A 22,710-nucleotide genomic window follows, 5' to 3' on the forward strand; every position below is an offset into this window, starting at 1 on the left:
CGGCTCGTTCGGGCGGCTTCAAGCGGCGCCGAGCCAACTCACGTAGCGCGCGGCGTCGGCGGCGAGGCGCGTCTCGTCGAACGGAAACTCGATGCCGCGCGGCACGTCCGACGGCAGGCGCGCGAGCGCGGCGCGGCACAGCGGATCGTCGGCGGCGGGCGCGCACGGAAAACGCCGCGCGCCCTCGCCCTGCACGGCCTTGCAGTGGATGTACTCGACGTGCGGCGCGAGCGCCACGGCAGCCATCAGCGGCGCTTCGCCGGTCCACTGCCAGTTGCCGATATCGAACGTCATGCCGATCAGCCCGTCGTGGCCGCTCGCGCGCAAGGCGCGGAACAGGCCGGTGAACTGCGCGAGGCGGCCGCCCTGTTCGAGCTGGCCGTTTTCAACGACCACGCGCGGCAGGCGGGTTGCGTTTGTGGCGTCATTCGCGCGCGGTTCCGCGAGGACGGCGGCGAGCTGCGCCGCGTGCGCGTCGCCCGCGAATCCGCCGAGCTGAAGCTTCACGAAACGCGCGCCGAGCGCCTGACCGCACGCGAGCGCCTCGCGCAAGGCGGCTTCGTCGAGCGCGCCGTCGTCGGCGTAGAGCGAATCGGGCGTCGACCACACGGGCCACATCTGCGCCTCCGCAAACGCTGTGCCGAGCGTGCGCAGCGCGTCGAGGCCCGCGTCGGCGTCGTCCATCAACTCGCGCCGCACCTCGAACGCCTGCGCGCCGCCCGCTTTCGCGATCTCCAGCCAGGCCGCGTGTCCGTCACGCCGGATCGCTCCCGCGCCGAATGCGCTCGCCACAATTGCCACTTCCGCCATCGTCGTCTTCCTGTTGCCGGGTGGGCCGGATCGCGGTTTTTGCGTGATCCGGCACCCTTCTGAATTATCTTGGAACCGGTTCCAATCCAGTCCCGAAAAAAGGCGCGTGAAGCGCCTGATCGATGGCGGGATAGTGCGCCGAGGCGCCAGGCGACGCCATTGTGGAAATCCCCTAAGTCACGGCGGGAACCGGCTGGCGGCGCTGCCGTCGTCGGGCGTGTCGAGCAGGCAGAGTTCGAGAAAGCGCTGCGCGACCCGCGACGCCGCGCCCGCGTGCGGCACGAGGATCGAAAATCGCCGCGCCAGCGGTTCGGGGCCGATGCGGATCTGGCGCAGCGCGCCGTCCTCGTGGCGCATCGACATCGCCGAGACGAAACCGATGCCCATGCCCGCGCGCACCGCCTCCTTTACGCCCTCCACGCCCGCGATTTCGAGCGCGACGCGCATCGGCACCGCCGCACGCGCGAACGCGCGCTCGACCAGTTGACGCACGCCCGAGCCGTCCTCGCGCAGCACCAGCGGCCAGTCGCCGAAGGCGTTCAGGGCGCAGCGCGGCGCGCCCTCGTTGGCGCCCTCATTTGCCCCCTCGCCTGCGCTCTCGCCGAGTTGCTGGATCAGCGCATGCCCGCGCGGCGCAATAGCGACGATTTCGTCCTCGTGCCACGGATGCACGGCGGTGTCGGCGGGCAACTGCTCGCCCACCGGCCCTTCCACGAGCGCGATGTCGATCTGGCCGAGCATGGCGACCACGTCCGAGGTGTTGCCGCTCGCGGTTTCGAGCTTGACGTCGGGATAGCGCCGATGGAATGCCGCGACCAGATAAGGCAGCCGGTAGCTCGCGGGCGTGGTGCTCGCGCCGATGCGCAGCGTGCCGCGTTCGAGCCCGCGCAGCGCGTCGCGGAATGTCTGGGCGTCGCGCCAGGTGTCGCGCAGCCGCGCCGCGTAGGCCGCGAGCTGCTCGCCGGTGGGCGTGAGGCGCACGCCGCGGCCGTCGCGCAGATACAGCGGCTCGCCGAATTCCTCCTGCAACAGCCGCAATTGCCCCGACACGGCGGGCTGCGACAGATGCAGCGCGAGCGCCGCGCGGCTGATGTTGCGGTGCTCGGCGACGGCGGCGAACGTTATCAGTTGCTCCGGGGTCATGGCGTCGATCTATAAGGTTGACCTATATTTTACTTCGCAAATGACGATTTTTCATATCCTTATATCTAAATTAGGATTAGCGCATTCGCTCGATACCGACCTGGATAACCATTATGTCCACCCCATCGACCACGCTTGCACACTCACCGTCATCCACACGCGGCCAGCTGAACGGCGTGTTGTTCGTCGCGCTGTTCGCCGCCGCCGTCACACGCGTCGCCTCGCTGCCGGCCATCGCCAATCTGGGCTTGAGCCCGCTGATCGTCGGCATCGTCGCGGGGGCCATCTACGGCAACGCGCTGCGCGACGGCATGCCGGAAAGCTGGGCCGCCGGCATCAACTTCTCGGCGCGCAAGCTGCTGCGTATCGCCGTGGCGTTCTTCGGGCTGCGCGTGAGCCTGCAGGAAATCGCCCAGGTGGGCCTGCCTGGGCTCGTCGAATCGGTTGTGATCGTCGTGAGCACGCTCGCGATCGGCACCTGGGTCGGCATGAAGGTCATGAAGCTCGACCGCGACACCGCCATCCTCACGGCGGCGGGCAGCGCGATCTGCGGCGCGGCCGCCGTGCTCGCCTTCGAGTCGACGCTGCAATCGAAGCCGCACAAGAGCGCGATGGCCGTGGGCAGCGTGGTGCTGTTCGGCACGCTCTCGATGTTCCTCTATCCGCTGCTCTACCGCGCGGGCTGGCTGCATCTCGATACGGTCGGCGCGGGCCTGTTCTTCGGCGGCACGATTCACGAAGTCGCGCAGGTCGTGGGCGCGGCGAGCAACGTGAGCCCCGAAGCCACGCACATCGCCACCATCGTCAAGATGACGCGCGTCATGCTGCTCGTGCCGGTGCTGCTCGTGCTCGGCGTGTGGCTGAGCCGCTCGGCGCGCCAGGCAGCCGGCAAGGCGCAGGATGCGCAGCACGGCGCCCGCAAGCTCGCGGTGCCCTGGTTCGCGCTCGGCTTCCTCGCGCTGGTGATCGTGAACTCGCTGCACGTGCTGCCCGAAGCGGCCACCTCGACGCTGAACACGCTCGACACCTTCGCACTCACCATGGCCATGACGGCGCTCGGCATCGAAACGCGCTTTTCGCAGATCCGCCAGGCCGGTCCGCGTGCGCTGACCACGGGTTTCATCCTCTACGTCTGGCTGACGGTCGGCGGCCTCGCGATCACCTGGGGCGTGGAGCGTCTGTTCGGATGACGCTTGCATAAACCCCGCATGAACCCGGGCCGCGCCGGTCCGCCCGGCCGCGCCCCCAGCCCCTTCGCCATCAGCCCCGCCCATCGCGGGGCTTTTGGCGTTTCTGCGCACGGAGCACGCGCAAACCAGGCGCGCCGGTTGCGGGCCATACTGTCCGATGCCGCCCGCCGCTGGGGCGGCCGTTCGACGAAGGGGACGACCGATGGCATACGAACTGTATTACTGGGACGGCCTGCAGGGCCGGGGCGAATTCGTGCGGCTCGCGCTGGAAGAAGCGCGGGCGCCGTATATCGACGTGGCGCGCGGCTCGAAGGACGATGGCCAGGGCATCGGCGCGATGATGGCCGAGCTGGAAAGCGACGACCCGTATCCGCCCTACGCGCCGCCGTTTCTGAAGGACGGCGAACTGATCGTGCCGCATGTGGCCAACATCCTGTTCTACCTCGGGCCGAAGCTCAAGCTCGCGCCGCGCGACGAAGGCTTGCGGATCGTCGCGAACGGCTTGCAGCTCACGATCGCCGATCTGGTGACCGAGGCGCACGACACCCATCACCCGATCGCGAGCAGCCTCTACTACGAGGACCAGAAGGACGAGGCGAAGGCGCGCTCGAAGGATTTCATCGCGCATCGCATTCCGAAATTCATGGGCTATTTCGAGCGCGTGCTCGCGCAGAATCCCGACGGGCCGCGCCATATGGTCGGCAATGCGCTCAGTTACGTCGATCTCTCGATGTTTCAGATCGTCGAGGGCTTGCGCTACGCGTTTCCGAAGGCCACGAAGCATTTCGCCGATCACTATCCGCACGTGGTCGCGCTGCGCGACGCGGTTGCGGCGCATCCGCCTGTCGCTGCGTATCTGGCCTCCGAGCGGCGTCTGCCGTTCAACGAAACCGGCATCTTCCGGCACTACCCGGAACTCGACCACGCCGTGCGCTGAGCGCGCCCGCGCGGCCGTTTCATTGCCCTGCGCCTGACGCAGCGCATGCCGCGCTGCGCACGATCCCGGCAGCCGCGACGCCCGCGCGGCGCCGCGACGCTATCCTCGCCATATCGACGCTTTCGCACGCACGCCGCCTCGCGCGCGTGCGATCCTGTTCACCTTTTCAACCCGCCCGCCTGCCGTGCTGTCATTCCTGCTGAAACTGCGCACCCGCGCCCGCGACCTCTTTCGTCTCTCCGACGCCCACACGATGCTGATCTGGTCGGTCATCGTCGGCGTGGCCGGCGCCTTTGCGACCGTGCTGTTCCGCGAAGGCATCGCGCATCTCCAGATCCTGTTCACGGGCAGCGAAGGCAGTTTCGTCGAGATGGCGCGCCGTCTGCCGTGGTACACGCGCATCGGACTGCCGACGGCGGGCGGCTTCATCGCGGGCTGCCTGCTGCTCGTGGCGAAGCGCAGCACGGCGGGCGCGCCCGCGGGCGGCAACAACAAGCCGATCCATACCGACTACGTGGAAGCCGTGGCGATCGGCGACGGCGTGATGCCGGTCGGCAAGAGCATCTGGCGCAGCGTCTCGTCGCTGTTCACGATCGCGAGCGGCGGCTCGATCGGCCGCGAAGGCCCGATGGTGCAGCTCGCCGCGCTGGCCGCGTCGCTGATCGGCCGCTGGGTCCACTTCGATCCGCAGCGCCTGCGCCTGCTCGTGGCGTGCGGCGCGGCGGCCGGTATTACCTCCGCGTACAACGCGCCGATCGCGGGCGCGTTTTTCGTCACCGAAATCGTGCTCGGCTCGATCGTGATGGAAAGCTTCGGGCCGATCGTGGTGTCGTCCGTGGTCGCGAACATCACGATGCGCGAGTTCGCGGGTTACAAGCCGCCGTACGAGATGCCGGTGTTTCCGCCCGTGACGGGCATCGAAGTGCTGCTGTTTGTGGCGCTCGGCCTCTTGTGCGGTGCGCTCGCGCCGCGTTTTCTCTCGCTGCTCGACGTGGCCAAAGCGGGCTTTGGCAAGCTCGCGATTCCGCTGCCCGCGAAGCTCGCGCTCGGCGGCCTCGTCTGCGGCGTGATTTCGGTGTGGACGCCCGAGGTCTGGGGCAACGGCTACAGCGTGGTGAACTCGATCCTGCATTCGCCGTGGACCTGGACGGCGCTCGCGGCGGTGCTCGTCTTCAAGCTGATGGCGACGGCGGCGACGGTCGGCTCGGGCGCGGTCGGCGGCGTCTTCACGCCGACGCTGTTCATGGGCGCGGTGGTCGGCTGCCTGTTCGGCCAGGGCATGCAGGCGCTCTGGCCGCACGGCACCTCGGCGCCGTATGCGTATGCGATGGTCGGCATGGGCGCGTTCCTCGCGGGCGCGACCCAGGCGCCGCTGATGGCGATCCTGATGATCTTCGAGATGACGCTGAGCTATCAGGTCGTGCTGCCGCTGATGCTCTCCTGCGTGGTCGCGTACTTCGTCGCGCGCGCGACCGGCAAGAAGTCGATGTACGAAATCACGCTGCACCGCAACCGAGAGGAAGCCGAACGCCTGCGCCTGCGCGCCACGCAGATGCGCGAACTCGTGCGCCCCGCCGATACCGTCGTGCGCGCCGGGGCGACCGTGCAGGACATGACGCGCGTGTTCCTCGAATATCCGGTCAAATACCTCTACGTGACCGACGACGACGGCCGCTTTCTCGGCGCGGTCGCGCTCGCCGACATCACCAATGACCTGCTGCAAAAGCGCGATACCTCGAACAAGCATGCCTGCGACTACCTCAAGGCCTCGTTCGACGTGCTGACGCCCGACATGCCGCTCGCCGTTGCGCTGCAGCATTTCATGTCGTTTCAGGGCGAGCGCCTGCCGGTGATCGAGAGCACGCAGCAGCCGAAGCTCGCGGGCGTGGTCTACAAGACGTCGCTGCTGGACGCCTATCAGCGGCTGAACGCCGAGCGCTGAGGCGCGGCAGAATCCCTCATCGCGAAAAAAGCACACGCGTTCGCGACGCGCGCAGGTGTTTGCTGCCATTATGAGCAAGTCGCTCGCGCGTGCGCGCGTGGCGGCGGTCACAGCCGGTTGCTCCAGCCGGTTCGTCCTTGCACAGGCCGCCTCGCCCGCCATCCGCACGCGCCGCGCTGAGCCGCTTCGCCGCCGGGTTCGCCATGACGCTCGCCGTCACGGATCTCGCCCGCCGGCAGCGGTCGCCGCATCGCTCGGACGCAGGGGCGCACCGACGCGGTACGGCACTTGCTGCGACCCTCGGGCCGCATGAGGAAAGGAGGTCGAGCGATGAAAACCTCGACGCTGATGACCACCGTGCTGCTGTCCGCGTCGTGTTTCGCCGCGCCGGTCCGCACACAGGATGCCCAGATCGACCGCGCCAGCGCGCACGCGATGGCGCCGTCCGCACGCTCTCCAATGGCCGATGTGCCCGTGGCGCCACCCGCGCCCGACGTGCCCGCCTCCACGAGCACGCAGCGCTGGGAATATCTGACCCTGCCTAAGTCGCACCGCCTCGACCACGTGCTCACGCCCGACGTGCATCTCCAGACCTGATCCGAACGCGGCTGTGCCCGCCCGCCGGAGCGGCCGCGCAGCCTGCGGCGGATTCCGGCGTGGATTGTGTATGCTTGTGCGGCGACGCCCGCGGACCGGACCGCCATGCACGCCAAAAACGTCAGGCGCGGTCCGCGAAGCCATCATCCGCTCGCCCGGCGGCCCTCGCCGCTGCCGGGAACTTCAGCCCGTTCAGCAAGGATTCGCCGCATGTCCGCCTCCCGCATCCCCGAAGAACCGATCGATCTCCAGTTCACCGACGTGCTGCGCGAAGTGCGTTGGCCCGCCAACAAGGACGATCTCGTGGACGCCGCGCGCGCGGCGGGCGCAAGCAACGAAGTGCTGGCGATCCTCGACGGGATGCCCGAGCAGGATTACCACGACGTGGCCTCGGTCACACAGCTGATCGGCAGCAATTACGGCCCTGGCCTCGGTATTTGAGGCGCGCCGCGCGCACCCGTCAGGCGTCGCGGCCGAACACCACGCGCGCGAAAAAGCGGCCCAGCACTTCCTCCACCACCGGCGGCGTCACGTGCTGCGGATCGGCCGTGGCCAGGAATTGCACGCCGTCGCACAGGCCCATGAGCCCGAGCGCCATCAGGTCCGGCGCGATCGTGACCGGCGTGCCCACGCGCGCCGAGAACTCCGAGATATAGGCGCCGAGGCGCTCGCGCTTTTCCTTCATGAACGCGTTGAAACGCGCCCGGAATCGCGCGTCGCGCGCCGCGAGCAGCTTGGCTTCGACCCACAGCAGGAACATCTTGTTGTCCTGCGGCAGGCGGCTGTAGAACTTGAGCACGCGCGCTTCCATTTCCTCGCGCGTGGCGGGCGTCTCGAAGATCGAACGCAGCTCGCCTTCCATCGCCTCGTGATCGCGCCGCAGCAAGACCACCAGCAGTTCGGCCTTGCTGCCGAAGTTCGAATAGAACGCGCCGCGCGTATAGCCGGCCGCGACCGCGATGTCTTCCACGCTCGCGCCCACGAAGCCCTTTTTCATGAACATCGCCTGCGCGGCGTCGAGCAGGCGCTCGCGCGTCTGGTCGCGGCTTTCTTCGCGGGTGAGGCGCTTGTGCCCGGTGGTCTGGCGTGCCATGGCGTGTCGATAACGATGCGAGAAACGAGTGGGGAAACCGCTGGAAAAACATCGCCGGAACGATGCGTTCCGAATGAAATTGCGATCGCCGAAGTCTAGCACTGAATCATTCCTCGGATTCAATCGTGTATTCAGATACAGCGTTGTATTAGAATGCAAACCATCATCTGAGACCGGTTGACGCGCAGCGGAGGAGACATCGAGGCGCGCCCCGCGCCCCGCGCGGACCGACTCAGCGGCGGCGCGGCGGCTCCGGTGCATTCGATCCGGCCCGGCGCGCGATCCAGGTGTGTCGAGGTCCATGTGAATCGTTGCGGTCGTGGCGCATCGAGCAGGATGCGCGGGCAATACCCCGTTTTCGTCGAATTTCCTCCCACCTTGCGCCGGGTCGTGCGCCGCCTCGCGGTCGTCGCGGCGTGCTGCGCGCTCGCGGGGCTCGCCGCCTGCGGCAAGCATCAAGCCGCCGCGCCCGAGCCGCGCCCCGTCGTCTCGATGACGGTCCACCCGGACGCGCACGGCGCGAGCGCCAGCTATCCGGGCACCGTGCAGTCGCGCAACACCACGCCGCTGTCGTTCCGCGTCAACGGCAAGATCATCGAACGCACCGTGCGCCTGGGCGACAGCGTGAAGCCCGGCCAGGTGCTCGCGCGTCTCGATCCAGGCGATTACGACAAGAACGCCGCGAGCGCCCAGGCGCAGTACGACGCCGCCGCGCATCGCTACGTGTTCGCGAAGCAGCAGCTCGATCGCGATACCGCACAGTCGCAAGCCAACCTCATCGCGCGCGCACAGTTCGAACAGACCCAGGATGCTTACGCGTCGGCGCTTGCGCAACGCGATCAGGCCAAACAGCAGCTCGCGCTCGCGCAGGATCAGCGCCGTTACACGCAACTGGTCGCCGATCACGCAGGCGTCATCACTGCCGAAAACGCCGACACCGGCCAGAACGTGCAAGCGGGCCAGGCCGTCTATCAACTCGCCTGGACCGGCGATATCGACGTCGTGAGCGATCTGCCGGAAAACGCCATCGCGGACCTGCATACTGGCGATACGGCGCAGGTCACGCTGCCTGCGCTGCCGGGCCGCCGCTACGCCGCGAAGGTGCGCGAGCTCGCCGCCGCCGCCGATCCGCAAAGCCGCACGTGGCGCGTGAAGCTCACGCTCGAACACCCCGACGCCGACGTGCGCCTCGGCATGACCGCGAACATCGCGCTCGCGCCGGCCAGCGCCGCGATGGGCGCGAACGGTGCGCGTCAGGACGCGTACACGGTGCCCGCGACCGCCCTCTTCCACGACGGCAACGCGCCCGCGCTCTGGATCGTGCAAGGCGCGGACAACGTGCTGCAACTGCGCCGCGTGAGCGTCTCGCGCTATGACGCGCGCACCATCACCGTGACGGACGGCCTCAAGGACGGCGAGCGCATCGTCGTGCAAGGCGTGCACACGGTGACCGTCGGCGAGAAAGTGCATCCGGTCGCGCCGCTGCATCCCGAGGATTTCGCGTCATGAGCGAGGTTCCCGAGCAGGAACGCAACCGCGAGCCGGGCGCCGATCATCAGGAAGGCCGCTTCAATCTCTCCGCCTGGGCGCTGCGCCATCAGGCGCTGGTGATCTTCGTGATCGCGCTCGCGACGATTTTCGGCGCGCTGTCGTACACGCGTCTTTCGCAGTCCGAAGATCCGCCCTTCACGTTCCGCGTGATGGTGATCCAGACCTACTGGCCCGGCGCCACCGCGCGCCAGGTCGAGGACGAAGTCACGAACCGCATCGGCCGCAAGCTCCAGGAAACGCCGTATATCGACTTCCTGCGCAGCTACTCGCGACCGGGCGAGTCGCTCGTGTTCTTCACGATGAAGGATTCCGCGCCGGTGAGCGAGGTGCGCGAGACCTGGTATCAGGTGCGCAAGAAAGTCGGCGACATCGCGCCGATGCTGCCGCAAGGCGTGCAAGGCCCGTTCTTCAACGACGAATTCGGCGACGTCTACACCAACATCTACACGCTCGAAGGCGACGGTTTCTCGCCCGCGCAACTGCACGACTACGCCGACAAGCTGCGCGAGGAACTGCTGCGCGTGAAGGACGTGGGCAAGGTCGATTATTTCGGCGATCCGAACCAGCGCATCTACATCGAGATTCAGAACGCGCAGCTCACGCGCCTCGGCATTTCGCCCACGCAGATCGGCCAGGTGATCGGCGCGCAGAACAGCGTCGCGGCAGCGGGCACGCTCACGACCGCCGACGACCGCGTGTTCGTGCGCCCGAGCGGCCAGTTCACCGATCTCAAGGCGCTCGCCGACACGCTCATCAACGTGAACGGCCACAGCTTCCGGCTCGGCGACATCGCCACGATCCGGCGCGGCTACGACGATCCGCCCGCCACGCAGATGCGTTACGACGGCAAGGCCGTGCTCGGCATCGGCATCACGATGCAGCCGGGCGGCGACGTGATTCGTCTCGGCAAGGCGCTCGATGCGCGCGTCGACAAATTGCGCGCCGAACTGCCCGCGGGCCTCAAGCTCACCGAAGTGTCGAGCATGCCCGACGCGGTCTCGCATTCCGTGGACGACTTCGTCGAAGCCGTGGCCGAAGCCGTGGGCATCGTGCTGGTCGTGAGCCTCGTCTCGCTGGGCGTGCGCACGGGCATGGTGGTCGTGATCACGATTCCGATCGTGCTGGCCGTCACCGCGCTCGTGATGTACCTGTTCGACATCGGCTTGCACAAGGTCTCGCTCGGCACGCTGGTGCTCGCGCTCGGCCTGCTCGTCGACGACGCCATCATCTCTGTCGAAATGATGGCCGTGAAGCTCGCGCAGGGCTGGAACCGCACGCGCGCCGCCGCCTTCGCGTACACGAGCACGGCGTTCCCGATGCTCACGGGCACGCTCGTCACCGTCTCGGGCTTTCTGCCGATCGTGCTCGCGAAATCGAGCACGGGCGAATACACACGCTCGATTTTCCAGGTCTCGGCGATCGCGCTGATCGCTTCGTGGTTCGCGGCCGTCGTGCTGATTCCGCTGCTCGGCTACCGGCTGCTGCCCGAGCGCAAGCACGACGCCAATGCGCAACACGGCTCGCAACACAACGAGCATCACGAAGACGACATCTACGACACGCGCTTCTACCATCGCCTGCGCGGCTGGATCGGCTGGTGCATCGAGCGCAATTTCGTCGTGCTCGGCCTCACACTCGTGCTGTTCGTCGTGGCGCTCGCGGGCTTCACGCTGATTCCGCAGCAATTCTTCCCGAGTTCGGACCGGCCCGAACTGCTCGTCGACGTGCGCCTGCCCGAAGGCGCGTCGTTCGATGCCACGCTGCGCCAGACGAAGCGGCTCGAAGAAGCGCTCAAGGGCCGCCCGGAAATCGATCATTCGATCGACTTCGTCGGCACCGGCGCGCCGCGTTTCTATCTGCCGCTCGACCAGCAATTGCAGCAGCCGAATTTCGCGCAGTTCGTCATCACGGCGAAGTCGGTGAAGGATCGCGAGAAGCTCGCCGACTGGCTCGAAACGAAGCTGCGCAACGATTTTCCGGCCGTGCGCACGCGGCTCTCGCGGCTGGAGAACGGCCCGCCCGTGGGCTATCCGGTGCAGTTCCGCGTGAGCGGCGACGACATCGCGACCGTGCGCGGCATCGCCGATCGCGTGGCCGCCGACATGCGCGCCGATCCACGCACCGAGAACGTCAGCTTCGACTGGGACGAACCGGCCGAACGCTCGCTGCACTTCGAGATCGACCAGCAGAAGGCGCGCGCGCTCAACGTGAGTTCGCAGGACGTCGCCAACTTCCTGCAGATGACCTACTCGGGCTACACGGTCACGCAGTATCGCGAGCGCGACAAGCTGATCAGCGTCGATCTGCGTTCGCCGCCCAACGAGCGCGTCGATCCCGCGCACATGCTCGCGCTCGCCATGCCCACGCCGAACGGCGCGGTGCCGCTCGGCGCGCTCGGCCATCTCGTGAACTCGCTCGAATACGGCGTGATCTGGTCGCGCGACCGGCAGCCCACCATCACCGTGCAGTCGGACGTGCGGCGCGGCGCGCAAGGCATCGACGTGACGCATGCGCTGCAGAAGAAGCTCAAGTCGATTCAGGCCACGCTGCCGACGGGCTATCGCATCGAAGTGGGCGGCTCGGTCGAGGAAAGCATGAAGGGCCAGACGTCGATCTACTCGCAGTTGCCGATCCTCGTGATCGCCGTGCTCACGCTGCTGATGATCCAGTTGCAAAGCCTCTCGCGCGTGATGATGGTCGTGCTCACGGCGCCGCTCGGGCTGATCGGCGTGGCCGTCGCGCTGCTGCTGTTCAACGAGCCGTTCGGCTTCGTCGCGATGCTCGGCGTGATCGCCATGTTCGGCATCATCATGCGTAACTCGGTGATTCTCGTGGACCAGATCGAAATGGATATCGGCGCGGGGCATCCGCGTTTCGACGCCATCGTCGGCGCGACCGTGCGGCGCTTCCGCCCGATCATGCTGACGGCGGCCGCCGCCGTGCTCGCACTCATTCCGCTCGTGCGCTCGAACTTCTTCGGGCCGATGGCGACCGCCCTGATGGGCGGCATCACGAGCGCCACCGTGCTTACGCTGTTTTTCCTGCCCGCGCTGTACGCGACCGCGTTCCGCGTGCGCAGCAGCGAAACCGGCGAGCCGCAACACGACGCGGGGAAAGCATCATGACCGTTTCCACGCCGACGAGGATGAATGCTGCCGAACAGGCGCGAGATCTACGCGATGTGCGCCGAACGCGGCATGCCGCATCCGTTGCGCGCCTGCGCGTGAGCGCGGCGGCGCTCGCCGCGCTGTTTGCGAGCGCGTGTTCGTGGGGACCGGACGGCACGCCGCCCGCGATGCCGCAACCCGCGCATTACGGCGCCGAGCCGCAGCCCGCGCAGACGGTCGCCGCGCAAGGCGTCGCGCAGCATTTCGAGGTAGGCGCGCAGCCGGTGCCGCAATGGTGGACGCTCTACGACTCGCCGCAACTCGATGCGCTCGTCGAAGAAGGCCTCGCGAACAGCCCGAATCTCGTTGCCGCCGACCACAGCCTGCAAGCCGCGAAAGAACAGTTGCGCGGTCAGGTCGGCAGTTCGATGCTGCCGACCGTCGATGCGCTCGGCACCGCGCAGCGCCAGCGCTTGCCCGGCATTCCGCAGCTCGGCATCGACAAGCTGCAGTACGACGTGTTCGCGGGGCTCGTCGAGGTGCGCTATTCGTTCGATCTGTTCGGCGCGACGCGCCTGAGCAACGCGGCGCTCGCCTCGCGCGTGAACATGCAGGTGTTCCAGCTCGAGCAGGCGCGCCGCGCGCTGGCGGCCAATATCGTCGCGAGCGCGTTGGGCGCGGCCACGCTGCACGCGCAGATCGACACGACCGAGCAGTTGATCGCGCTCGCCAACGCGCAAGCCGACGAGATGCAGAAGCGCTACGCGCTCGGCGCCGTGGCGCGCACCGATCTGCTGAGCGCGCAACAGAGCGCGGCGTCGCTGGCGACCAACCTGCCGGGCCTGCGTCAGCAATGGACGGCGCAACGCCACGCGCTCGCCGTGCTGCTCGGCCGCACGCCCGACAACGCGCCGCCCGATCTCGATCTCGCGAGCCTGCATCTGCCGCAGCAGGTGCCGGTCGTGGTGCCGTCGGAACTGCTCAAGACGCGACCCGATATCGAAGCCGCAAGCGCGGCGCTGGTCGCCGCATCCGCCGACGTGGGCGCGGCGACGGCGCAGATGTACCCGAGCATCACGCTCTCGGCCGGGCTCGGCCAGGCGGGCTTCAGTTGGCCAATGGTGACGTCCGGCGTGGGCGCGCTGTGGGCGATCGGCGCGTCGCTCACGCAGCCGATCTTTCATGGCGGCGCGCTGGTCGCGCAGCGGCGTGCGGCGCTGCAATCGTACGACGCGGCCAACGCGTCGTATAAGCAGACCGTGCTGGCCGCGTTCCAGGACGTGGCCGACCGCCTCGCGGCGCTCGAACACGACGCGCAGGCACTCGATGCCGCGACCACCTCGGCGCAGGCCGCACAAGGCGTCTACGACGACACCCACGCGCGCTACAAGCTCGGTGCGCTGCCGTATTACGCCGTGCGTCAAAGCGAGCAGCAATGGCGCAACGCGCGTCTCGACGAAATCCGCTATCGCGGCACGCGTCTGTCCGACACGGCCGCGCTGTTTCAGGCGATGGGCACCCCGCCGCTCGCCAATCCCGTCTCATCTTCAAACGCCGCCGCCACTGCGGCATCGCCCGCTTCGTCTTCGGTCACGTCCTCCAGCAACTGACGCGCCACTACCGCGTTCCGCCTGATTCGTCGAAAAGCGCCTGTTTTAGGCGCTTTTCACGTTTTTCTGACAGAAAGATCGCAGGACTTTTTTTGGGATGTCGCTGTTAAACTCCCCAGCAAATCAGGTCATCGCAAAATAATTACTTAGCGATCCTGATGAAAATAAAAACTCACTGGAGAGTTTAAGGGCGTGGTCCGTGCATCGCCGGATCGCATGAACGGTCGCGCCCGTGGACCACAACCTCGAGCATGACGACCATGACTGCCCTATCCCGATACGCGTTTTTCCTGGCCCTGCTCGTCGCCGTTTCTCACGCGGCGCACGCAGGCGTCGATTGCTCCGGCTCGCATGGCGGCTTTCGCTTTCAGACTGAAGATAGCTGGACCGGCTCCGACAAACTCGCGCACTTCGGCGTCTCCGTGCCGTTCGGCGCGATCGGCGGCTGGCTCGCGCGCGATACCGATCATCCGGTGATTTACGGCACTTTGATCGGGACAGTGCCGGGCTTCCTGAAGGAGGCGCTCGACGGCACCTGCCGCACAGACGGTTTCTCGTACAAGGATCTGTTCGCCGATGCGCTCGGCGCGCTGACCGGCGCCTGGCTCACGCACTGGGCCGTCACGTTCTCGCATGCGTCGCACGGCCAAACGTTTGGTCTGCGATATAACAATGTGTTTTGAGGTGCAAACTGCCTCGCGCGGCGCGCTCGCGAACAACGCCTTGCGGATCAGCGACTTAGCGTCGATCTCCAGAGGTTACCCACAGGGCTGCTAACAAAAACTGTGGACAACGGAACGTTTTTCGCGCGCGGGGTTTATCCCCAGATTTTGTTGGCAGCCCTGTGGACAAGCCCTGGGCAACCCACCCAAGCCGTTGTTGCCAAAGACTTTTGTCCGCGCAAAACAAAACACGGCACGTCGTTGCCGACGTGCCGTGTTCCAGGGACTTCCTTGTGCGACTACGGTCCTCAGACCACCACACCTAAACGCTTTATCAAGGCTTGTTCGTCTCAAACAAGTCCATGATCTGCTGCTTCTCGCTCGTGGTCACGCTCGGCGGCGTCATGCCTCCCGGACCCATGCTGCCGGTCGCGCCGCTCGCATCGCTGACCGCGCCTGCCGGCACGCCCGAGTCCATGCCGATGGCCGAAACGAAGCCCGCACCCGGCGTCATATCCGAGTAGTACAGCTCGCTGTCGATGGTCGTGAGACCTTGCGGCATCGGCGGCTCCTCTTGCGGAATGCCGCGCAGCGCCTTGCTCATGTAGTCGACCCAGATCGGCAACGCGAGCTGCGCGCCGAACTCGCGGCTACCGAGACTCTTCGGCTGGTCGTAACCCATCCACGCCACCGCCACCAGCGTGTGCTGATAGCCGGCGAACCAGCCGTCGTGCGCGTCGTTGGTCGTACCGGTCTTGCCTTGCAGGTCGTCGCGATGCAGCACGTTGGTGCCCGCACCCGTACCTGCCGTCGCGACCGAATGCAGCAGGCTGTTCATGATGTACGCGTTGCGCGGCGTGATCGTCTGCGGCGCGTTCTGGCCCGCGACCAGCGGCTGCGCACGCGAGATCGGCTGGCCGTGCGCGTCGTCGACTTCGGCGATCAGATACGGATTGATGCGATAGCCGCCGTTCGCGAACACCGAGTACGCACCCGCCGACTGCAGCGGCGTGACGAGACCCGCGCCGAGCGCCATCGGCAGATACGGCGGCGTCTTGTCCGGGTCGAAGCCGAAGCGCTGCGTCACATAATCCTGCGCGTACTTCGTGCCGATAAACGACAGGATGCGGATCGACACGAGGTTCTTCGACTTCTGCAGCGCGAGGCGCATCGGCATCGGGCCGTCGGGTTGATCGTCGTCCTTCGGTTCCCACGCCTCGCCGCCCGGCGAGCTGGGTGGGAAGTACAGCGGCGCATCGTTGATGATGGTCGCCGGTCCGAGGCCCTTTTCGAGCGACGCCGAATAGATGAACGGCTTGAAGCTCGAACCCGGCTGACGCCAGGCCTGCGTGACGTGGTTGAACTTGTTCTTGTTGAAGTCGAAGCCGCCGATCAGCGCGCGGATCGCGCCGTCCTGCGGCGTGAGCGAGACGAGCGCGCCTTCCACCTGCGGAAGCTGCGCGATCTGCCAGTCGTTCTTCTCGTCGGCGATCAGGCGCACGATCGAGCCCGGCTTGATGCGCAGCGCGTTCGACGCGCGCGGCGACAGCCCCGCCGCCACGAAGCGCAGTCCCTGGCCCGTCACGGTGATCTGCGTGCCGTCGAGCAGTTGCGCGGTCACCGATTTCGGCGTGGCGTCGATCACGACCGCGGAAACGAGGTCGCCGTTGTCGGGGTGATCGGTGAGCGCATCGTCGATGGCCTGGTCGCGGTCGTCGCCGGCCGGCGGCAGTTGCACGAAGCCTTCCGGTCCGCGATAGCCGTGACGGCGCTCGTAATCCATCACGCCCTTGCGCACGGCGGCGTAGGCGGCGTTCTGGTCGGCGCTGTCGATGGTCGTGGTGACCGTGAGGCCGCGCGTGTACGTTTCATCCTTGTACTGCGCGTACATCATCTGGCGCACCATTTCCGCCACGTACTCGGCGTGCACGCTGTATTCAGTGCCGGCGGTGCGCGTGTGCAGCGGCTCCTTGATGGCCTCGTCGTACTGCGCCTGGGTCACGTAACCGAGATCGAGCATGCGCTTCAGGATGTACTCCTGGCGAATCTTCGCGCGCTTCGGATTGACGATCGGGTTATACGCGGACGGCGCCTTCGGCAGACCCGCGAGCATCGCCGCTTCGGCGAGCGTGATGTCCTTGAGATCCTTGCCGAAGTACACGCGCGCGGCCGCCGAGAAACCGTAGGCGCGCTGACCCAGATAGATCTGGTTCATGTACAGCTCGAGGATCTGATCCTTCGTGAGCGCGCGCTCGATCTTGTACGCGAGCAGCATTTCGTAGATCTTGCGCGTGTAGGTCTTCTCGCTCGAGAGGAAGAAGTTGCGCGCGACCTGCATCGTGATCGTACTCGCGCCCTGCGACGCGCCGCCGTGCATCAGGTCGGCCACGCCCGCGCGCAGGATGCCGACGAAGTCGACGCCGCCGTGCTCGTAGAAGCGATAGTCCTCGATCGCGAGGACGGCCTTCTTCTGCACGTCGGGGATATCGTCGAAGCGCACGAGCTGACGGCGCTCCTCGCCGAACTCGCCGATCATCACGTGATCGGCCGTGTAGATGCGCAGCGGCACCTTCGGCTGATAGTTCGTGAGTGCGTCGAGCGAGGGCAACTGCGGGCCCATCACGACGAGCGCGTAGCCGACGATCAGCGCGCCCACCACGGCCAGCGTGGCGAACAGGCCGAAGAAGCCGAGCGCGATCGACGCGCCGATCGAGCGGCGTTTTGGCCGTTCTTCGCGCGAGTCGTCGCGGCGCTGCGGCTCGCGTCCACGATTGAAGGAGGGTTCCCGATCGTCGTTCGGGTACTGCGGTGAAGGCGGTCGTTTAATGATAGGCATGACTGGAATGATTGGCGCGTTCGTGTGCGCCTCGGCTGCGCGGCAAGCGCGCGTAGATCTCGATCATGGCGTCATGGCGCCAATGCGGCATGTGACGGCGCCGCGCCCCGAGCGCGGTGCCGCGACGCGGCCGGCAACGCCCCCGTCCGGCCACGCGGCGCGCAAGTTCGGCGCGCCGTTGCAAGGTGAATCTTTCATCACCCTTTCGCGTGAAGCCCGCGCAGAAAGCCTTGTGCGCTGCATCGACGCGAAATGTAACAGCGCATTCTAAATAATTCGGGCGGGGGCGGTCGCGCTTTTTTTGTAAGAGTTTCCTGGACAAGCGCATTCCGACCTGTTTATTCGCCGTGAATGCCGCGCTGTGACGGCGTTTGCGCCATCTCGCGCGTTCTGTGGAGAAAGTGTCGAGACGCAGCGGAATCGACGCGCGCAATTCGCGTCGTGCGTCCAGATCCGCAATACATTATTGTGCGATGCGCAAGCGGCGTGCGCGCAGCTTGGCGTTGCGCATCGCGCGTCTCGTCTTATGATGGAGAGATTGCTGCACGCCCCTGCGCGAGCGGCCGGCCATTGCGCTGCTGCCTGGCCGACGCCTCCGCGCCGGACCCGAGGTCACTCCAAGCCGACCCGACGCCGAGCCATCGGCGAGCCGATCATGAACAAGCCCAGCGAACGCATCGTGGTCTTCGTCACGCCCGCGCAGAAACGCGCGATCTCCTCCACGGCCGACGAACTCGGCATCAGCATCAGCGAGCTCATGCGCCGCGCGGTGATTGCGTTCAGCGCGACCAGCGACCAGGTGAAGGCGGCCAGCATCGTCGACCGTCTGAACGCGCCGCGCCAGCCCGACGCGCTCGCGCAAGTGCTGCGCAAGGCGGCGAAACCGCTGCGGCCGGGACGTGGCGCGATACGGCCCGCCGCGAGCGGCGAGGCGAAGGCGGCCCACGAAGCCGACGCGCTCGCGCAAGCATCGAGCGATACGCGTGCGGAAGACCTCGACAACAACGCGACACAGCCCGAGGCGCCCTCGCCGCTCGCCACGAACGACGACGTGGGCCATGCGGCGCACGAAGTCGCGCAAGCCGTCGCGCGCCTCGCTGCATCGGCCGCTGAAAGCTCCACGCAAGACACCCACGCCGCACTGCCGCAAGACCTGCATTTCGCCGATACCGAGCCGCTGCAACCGCTCAGCGGCACACCGTTCGCCCGCCGCCCGCACGACGCACGCGACGAAGACGACACGCATCGCCACGGCCCCGCGCCCGAGGGCGGCAAGTTCGCCTGAGCGCGTGCCGGTAGAGGCCACGCACGCGCTCACGCGCAGGCCGATGCACGCGCCGCACGCCCCCTGCGGGCCGTGCCTTTAAGTCCCTTTTAAGAGACCCCGTGGTGTAATATCCGCGAGCGATGCGCACTGGGCCACGCATGAAACGCGGCTCAGCGTAAAGAAAGGTTAATTGCGCCGACGCGATGCTTCCGCGCTATTGCAATCGGCGCTTTCGTCCCGATTTGCGCGCTGCATGCGCGGCTCGCCCAAAGCGGCGTAAGCTGAATGCGAGGTACGCGCAAGTGCCGCAAGCCGCATCGCGGCCCGCCAAACGTAGGGCCGATTTCATTTCACCGGAGAATTACATGTCGCTTTTCGACTCCATCTCTCGCACGGTCAAGGGTCTCTTGAACGACGCCGCCGACTCCGTGCAAGACCCGTCGCGCGACGCGCGCCAGATCGTGCGCGAACTCGACGACAGCATCGCGAAAGCCGAGAACTCGCTCGTCGAGATCCAGGCGCAGGTCGCGATGCAGCAAAGCAAGCGCGACGTGGCCGCCGACAAGGCGAAGAAGTATGAAGACGGCGCGAAGCGCGCGCTGCAATCGGGCGACGAAGCGCTCGCACGCGAAGCGCTCGGCGCGCAATCCACGGCCGAAGCCGAACGCGACGCGCTCGCGGCGGAACTCGCCAAACTCGAACCGTCGGTCGATCAGCTCAAGCAGCAGATCGACGACATGCGTTCGCGCCGCAACGACCTCAACGCGCGCTCGAACATCCTGCAAGCCAAGCAGCAGATCGCTCAGGCCAAGGACGTCGCGGCCACCGCGCTCGGCGGTATCGGCGGCAAGAATCTTGCGCAGGATTTCCAGAAGCTCGAAGACAAGGTGAATCTGTCGAACGCGCGCTCCGACGCCCGCCTCAACTCGGCGGACCAGTCGAGCGGCAAGGCGCTCGACGACAAGCTCGCCGCGCTGAACAAGGGCCCGTCGGTGGACGATCGCCTCGAAGCCCTGAAAAAGCAGCTCAATACGCCGGCGCAGTAACGCGCCGCGCGTGACGGATGCGGCGCGGCGGTCTTCGCGCGCCGCATCCACGTAACACTGTTATGGAGACGGGCGACAAGCCGCCCGGCCTGCAACATGAAAAAGTTTTTTGTCGCTGTTTTCGCTTCGCTTGCGCTTGTGAGCGGCCTGGCGTTCGCCGTGCCGAGCGTCCAGCAGATCGAATCCGCGATGTCGCAAGGCGACTGGCAACGCGCCGACGCGGGTCTCACCGAGGTTCTGCAGGCACATCCCGACAATGCCCGCGCGCACTATCTGTACGCGCAGGTGCTCAACCGCGAAGGCCGCTACGCCGACGCGCTCACGCAGGTCCAGCAGGCTAAACAGCTCGACCCGCAGGTTCGCTTCACGCAACCGCAGCGCTTTGCGCAGGTCGAAGCGAAGATTCGCTCCGACGCTTCGCGCGCGGGCGCCGTCACCACCAACCGCGCGAATAATCCGTTCGCCCAGCAATCGCAGTCCGTCGCGCCCGCCGCCGCCATGGCCGCTGCCGCGCCGGTCAAGCATGGTCCCGGCATCGGCATGTGGATCGGCATCGCGATCGTGGTGATCGGCATTGCGCTCGTGCTGCGCTGGACGCTGCGCCGCGCGAAATCGAACGACGACGCCAAGGCAGGCGACGACCGCCGCGACCAGCTCAAGCGCGCCACCGACCTGCTCAACGGCGTGCGCTCGCTCAAGCTCGACGTGAGGCTCTCGACGGTCGCCGGTCACGAGGTGCTGGAGAAGGATCTCGAAGCGTTCGAGACGCAGCTGCGCGGCGTGGTCGAACGGCTCTCGGGCAGCACGAATCCTGTCGCGCCCTACGAGATCGAAGATCTGGAACGCCAGTTCGAAAGCCTCAAGGCGCGCGCCGAAGGCCGTGCCGATCCGAACGCCCAGGCCGCGGCGCAAGCGCCCGCCTACGGCGGCAGCGGCTCGGCCTATGCGCGTGAAGCCGACGCCGCCTTCGGTCACAATCCGCAATATCCGCCGCAATATCCGCCCCAGCAGCAACCGCAAGTCATCGTGCAGCAAGGCGGCGGCGGAATGGGCGGCATGGGCGGGCTGCTCACGGGCGTGCTGCTCGGCGAAGCGCTCAGCCACGGCCGCGACCGCGTGATCGAGCGCGATGTGATCGTCGACGACGACGGCCGCCGCGTGCCGCGCGACGGCGGCAACGGTGGCGGTCTCGACTTCGGCCAGGGCTCGAACGACTGGGACGACGGCTCGGGCGGCGGCGTCGACATGGGCAGCAACGACAGCGGCGGCTCCGACGACTGGAACAGCTAGGCGCCCAGCCGTCGCGCATTCACCGCCGGTGTTGAATACGGGCTCCCTTGCGGAGCCCGTTTTGCATCGCAGCGGAATTTCATTTTCGGGCGTCCACTCCCGCTTTGAAGAAGCACACGACCATGGCCACACACGCGGGATCTTTCCCCAGCGCACCGCGCATCGTCATCGTCGGCAGCGGCTTTGCCGGTATCGGCATGGCGATCCGTCTGCGGCGCATGGGCATCGAGTCGTTCACGATCTACGAAGCCGCCGCGAGCCTCGGCGGCACCTGGCGCGATAACGCCTATCCGGGCGCCGCCTGCGATGTTCCTTCGCACCTCTACTCATTTTCGTTCGAGCCGAATCCCGACTGGACGCGCACCTACGCGCCGCAACGCGAGATTCTCGACTATCTCGAACGCTGCGCGCGCAAATACGATGTCGAGCGCTTCGTTGTCTATCGCTCGCGCGTGAGCGCCGCGCGCTTCGATGCGTCGCGCGCCGTCTGGCTGATCGACATCGAGCGCGACGGCGTCACCGACACCGTGGAAGCCGATCTGCTGATCGCCGCCAACGGGCCGCTCTCTCGCCCCGCCCTGCCCGCTATCGACGGGCTCGACCGCTTCGAAGGCAAGCTGTTTCATTCGGCGCGCTGGGATCACGACTACGCGCTCGACGGCAAGCGCGTGGCCGTGATCGGCACGGGCGCGAGCGCGATCCAGTTCGTGCCGCGCATCCAGCCGCGCGTCGCGCAGCTCACGGTGTTCCAGCGCACGGCGCCGTGGATCATGCCGCGCCGCGACCGTGCGATCAGCGCGCGCAAACGCTGGATCTATCGCCACGTGCCGCTCGCGCAGCGTCTCGCGCGCGCGGCCATTTATTGCCAGCTCGAATCGCGCGCGCTCGGCTTTATCGTCGATCTGCGCTTGCTGAATGCGCCGATGAAATTCGCGCGCAGCTATCTCGCGCACAAGGTCAAGGACGCGGCGCTGCGCGCGAAGCTCGCGCCCGATTACATGCTCGGCTGCAAGCGCGTGCTGCTGTCGAGCGACTACCTGCCCGCGCTCACGCAGCCGAACGTGGCGCTCGTGACGGAGCCGATCCGCGAGGTGGTCGCCGATGGCGTCGTGACGAAAGATGGCGTGCATCACGCGGTCGATGCGATCGTCTGCGGCACGGGTTTTCAGGTCAACGACGTGGACGCGCCGTTTCGTGTGACCGGCCTCGACGGCGCGGATCTCGGCGAAGCCTGGCGACGCAACGGCCCCGAGGCGTATCTCGGCGCGAGCGTGGCGGGCTTTCCGAACTTCTTCATCGTGATCGGACCGAACACCGCCCTTGGCCACAACTCGATGATCTATATGATCGAGTCGCAGATCCGCTATATCGCCGATTGCATCCGCGCGTTGCAGCGCCGCCGCGCGCGCACGATGAGCGTGCGCGCCGATGTGCAGCGCGCGTTCAACGTGAAGCTGCAGGCGCAGCTCGCGCACACGGTCTGGACCTCGGGCTGCCACAGCTACTATCAGACGCGAAGCGGCAAGGTCACGTCGCTGTGGCCGGGCTTCACGTTCGCGTTTCGTCACCAGACGCGCCGCGTGCGCGAAAGCGACTACGAATTCGGGCGTTGACGATACAAACCGTTCG

At 66.8% G+C, this 22,710-nt stretch carries 18 protein-coding genes; 14 read left to right on the forward strand and 4 right to left on the reverse strand.

Features of this window, described 5'->3' with window-relative positions; all coding sequences use genetic code 11:
* Positions 1–18: 18 nt before the first annotated feature.
* Together U4Y88_RS14320 and U4Y88_RS14325 are read right to left on the reverse strand one after the other, a co-directional pair.
* A complete protein-coding gene (locus U4Y88_RS14320) occupies positions 19–810 on the reverse strand; it encodes a sugar phosphate isomerase/epimerase (protein ID WP_321784670.1) in 792 nt (263 codons plus the stop codon).
* 177 nt (positions 811–987) lie between these two features.
* Positions 988–1,953 (reverse strand): LysR substrate-binding domain-containing protein, encoded by a 966-nt coding sequence (locus U4Y88_RS14325; RefSeq protein ID WP_321784672.1) that lies wholly within the window; start codon positions 1,951–1,953, stop codon positions 988–990.
* A 113-nt stretch (positions 1,954–2,066) separates the two neighbouring features.
* Between U4Y88_RS14325 and U4Y88_RS14330 the strand changes: the two genes are divergently transcribed.
* From U4Y88_RS14330 to U4Y88_RS14350, 5 genes are all read left to right on the forward strand, one after another.
* On the forward strand, positions 2,067–3,143 hold the full coding sequence (locus U4Y88_RS14330) for a YeiH family protein (protein ID WP_321784674.1): 1,077 nt from the start codon (positions 2,067–2,069) through the stop codon (positions 3,141–3,143).
* 202 nt (positions 3,144–3,345) lie between these two features.
* Positions 3,346–4,080: a glutathione S-transferase gene (locus U4Y88_RS14335; RefSeq protein WP_321784675.1), complete on the forward strand. Its 735-nt coding sequence runs from the start codon at positions 3,346–3,348 to the stop codon at positions 4,078–4,080.
* 184 nt (positions 4,081–4,264) lie between these two features.
* Positions 4,265–6,022: a ClcB-like voltage-gated chloride channel protein gene (locus U4Y88_RS14340; protein WP_224007940.1), complete on the forward strand. Its 1,758-nt coding sequence runs from the start codon at positions 4,265–4,267 to the stop codon at positions 6,020–6,022.
* Between the two features lie 330 nt (positions 6,023–6,352).
* On the forward strand, positions 6,353–6,619 hold the full coding sequence (locus tag U4Y88_RS14345; protein WP_224007937.1) for a hypothetical protein: 267 nt from the start codon (positions 6,353–6,355) through the stop codon (positions 6,617–6,619).
* A 210-nt stretch (positions 6,620–6,829) separates the two neighbouring features.
* A complete protein-coding gene (locus tag U4Y88_RS14350; protein ID WP_224007934.1) occupies positions 6,830–7,060 on the forward strand; it encodes a DUF2795 domain-containing protein in 231 nt (76 codons plus the stop codon).
* Between the two features lie 19 nt (positions 7,061–7,079).
* On the opposite strand, the gene U4Y88_RS14355 is transcribed toward U4Y88_RS14350, so the two are convergent.
* Complete coding sequence (locus tag U4Y88_RS14355; protein WP_224007931.1) at positions 7,080–7,712, reverse strand: TetR/AcrR family transcriptional regulator; 633 nt, start codon at positions 7,710–7,712, stop codon at positions 7,080–7,082.
* A 378-nt stretch (positions 7,713–8,090) separates the two neighbouring features.
* On the opposite strand from U4Y88_RS14355, the gene U4Y88_RS14360 reads away from it, so the two are divergent.
* The 4 genes from U4Y88_RS14360 to U4Y88_RS14375 all read left to right on the forward strand — a co-directional run bounded on the left by U4Y88_RS14360 (position 8,091) and on the right by U4Y88_RS14375 (position 14,663).
* Positions 8,091–9,221, forward strand: a complete 1,131-nt coding sequence (locus U4Y88_RS14360; protein ID WP_405045008.1) for an efflux RND transporter periplasmic adaptor subunit — start codon at positions 8,091–8,093, stop codon at positions 9,219–9,221.
* Positions 9,218–12,388 (forward strand): efflux RND transporter permease subunit, encoded by a 3,171-nt coding sequence (locus tag U4Y88_RS14365; protein ID WP_321784677.1) that lies wholly within the window; start codon positions 9,218–9,220, stop codon positions 12,386–12,388. Before U4Y88_RS14360 ends, U4Y88_RS14365 begins: the two co-directional genes overlap by 4 nt.
* Positions 12,389–12,408: 20 nt before the next feature.
* Positions 12,409–13,980: an efflux transporter outer membrane subunit gene (locus tag U4Y88_RS14370; RefSeq protein ID WP_321784946.1), complete on the forward strand. Its 1,572-nt coding sequence runs from the start codon at positions 12,409–12,411 to the stop codon at positions 13,978–13,980.
* 260 nt (positions 13,981–14,240) lie between these two features.
* The gene (locus tag U4Y88_RS14375; protein WP_415774442.1) at positions 14,241–14,663 is read left to right on the forward strand and encodes a hypothetical protein; all 423 of its coding nucleotides are present in this window, start codon (positions 14,241–14,243) and stop codon (positions 14,661–14,663) included.
* A 313-nt stretch (positions 14,664–14,976) separates the two neighbouring features.
* Here the strand turns inward: U4Y88_RS14375 and U4Y88_RS14380 are convergent, their stop codons facing one another.
* Complete coding sequence (locus U4Y88_RS14380) at positions 14,977–17,478, reverse strand: penicillin-binding protein 1A (RefSeq protein WP_321784681.1); 2,502 nt, start codon at positions 17,476–17,478, stop codon at positions 14,977–14,979.
* Here U4Y88_RS14380 and U4Y88_RS14385 point away from each other — a divergent pair.
* From U4Y88_RS14385 to U4Y88_RS14405, 5 genes are all read left to right on the forward strand, one after another.
* Entirely contained in the window at positions 17,477–17,749 is a 273-nt protein-coding gene (locus tag U4Y88_RS14385; RefSeq protein WP_321784683.1) for a hypothetical protein, read from the forward strand. The genes U4Y88_RS14380 and U4Y88_RS14385 overlap by 2 nt on opposite strands.
* A gap of 384 nt (positions 17,750–18,133) precedes the next feature.
* A complete protein-coding gene (locus U4Y88_RS14390) occupies positions 18,134–18,763 on the forward strand; it encodes a hypothetical protein (protein WP_321784685.1) in 630 nt (209 codons plus the stop codon).
* A 347-nt stretch (positions 18,764–19,110) separates the two neighbouring features.
* Complete coding sequence (locus U4Y88_RS14395; protein ID WP_224007912.1) at positions 19,111–19,791, forward strand: PspA/IM30 family protein; 681 nt, start codon at positions 19,111–19,113, stop codon at positions 19,789–19,791.
* Positions 19,792–19,887: 96 nt separating this feature from the next.
* A complete protein-coding gene (locus U4Y88_RS14400; RefSeq protein ID WP_321784687.1) occupies positions 19,888–21,081 on the forward strand; it encodes a tetratricopeptide repeat protein in 1,194 nt (397 codons plus the stop codon).
* A gap of 122 nt (positions 21,082–21,203) precedes the next feature.
* Entirely contained in the window at positions 21,204–22,694 is a 1,491-nt protein-coding gene (locus U4Y88_RS14405) for an NAD(P)/FAD-dependent oxidoreductase (protein ID WP_321784689.1), read from the forward strand.
* The last annotated feature ends 16 nt before the right edge of the window (positions 22,695–22,710 follow it).

This window comes from Paraburkholderia sp. J94 (assembly GCF_905220285.1).
Lineage (GTDB): Bacteria > Pseudomonadota > Gammaproteobacteria > Burkholderiales > Burkholderiaceae > Paraburkholderia > Paraburkholderia tropica_A.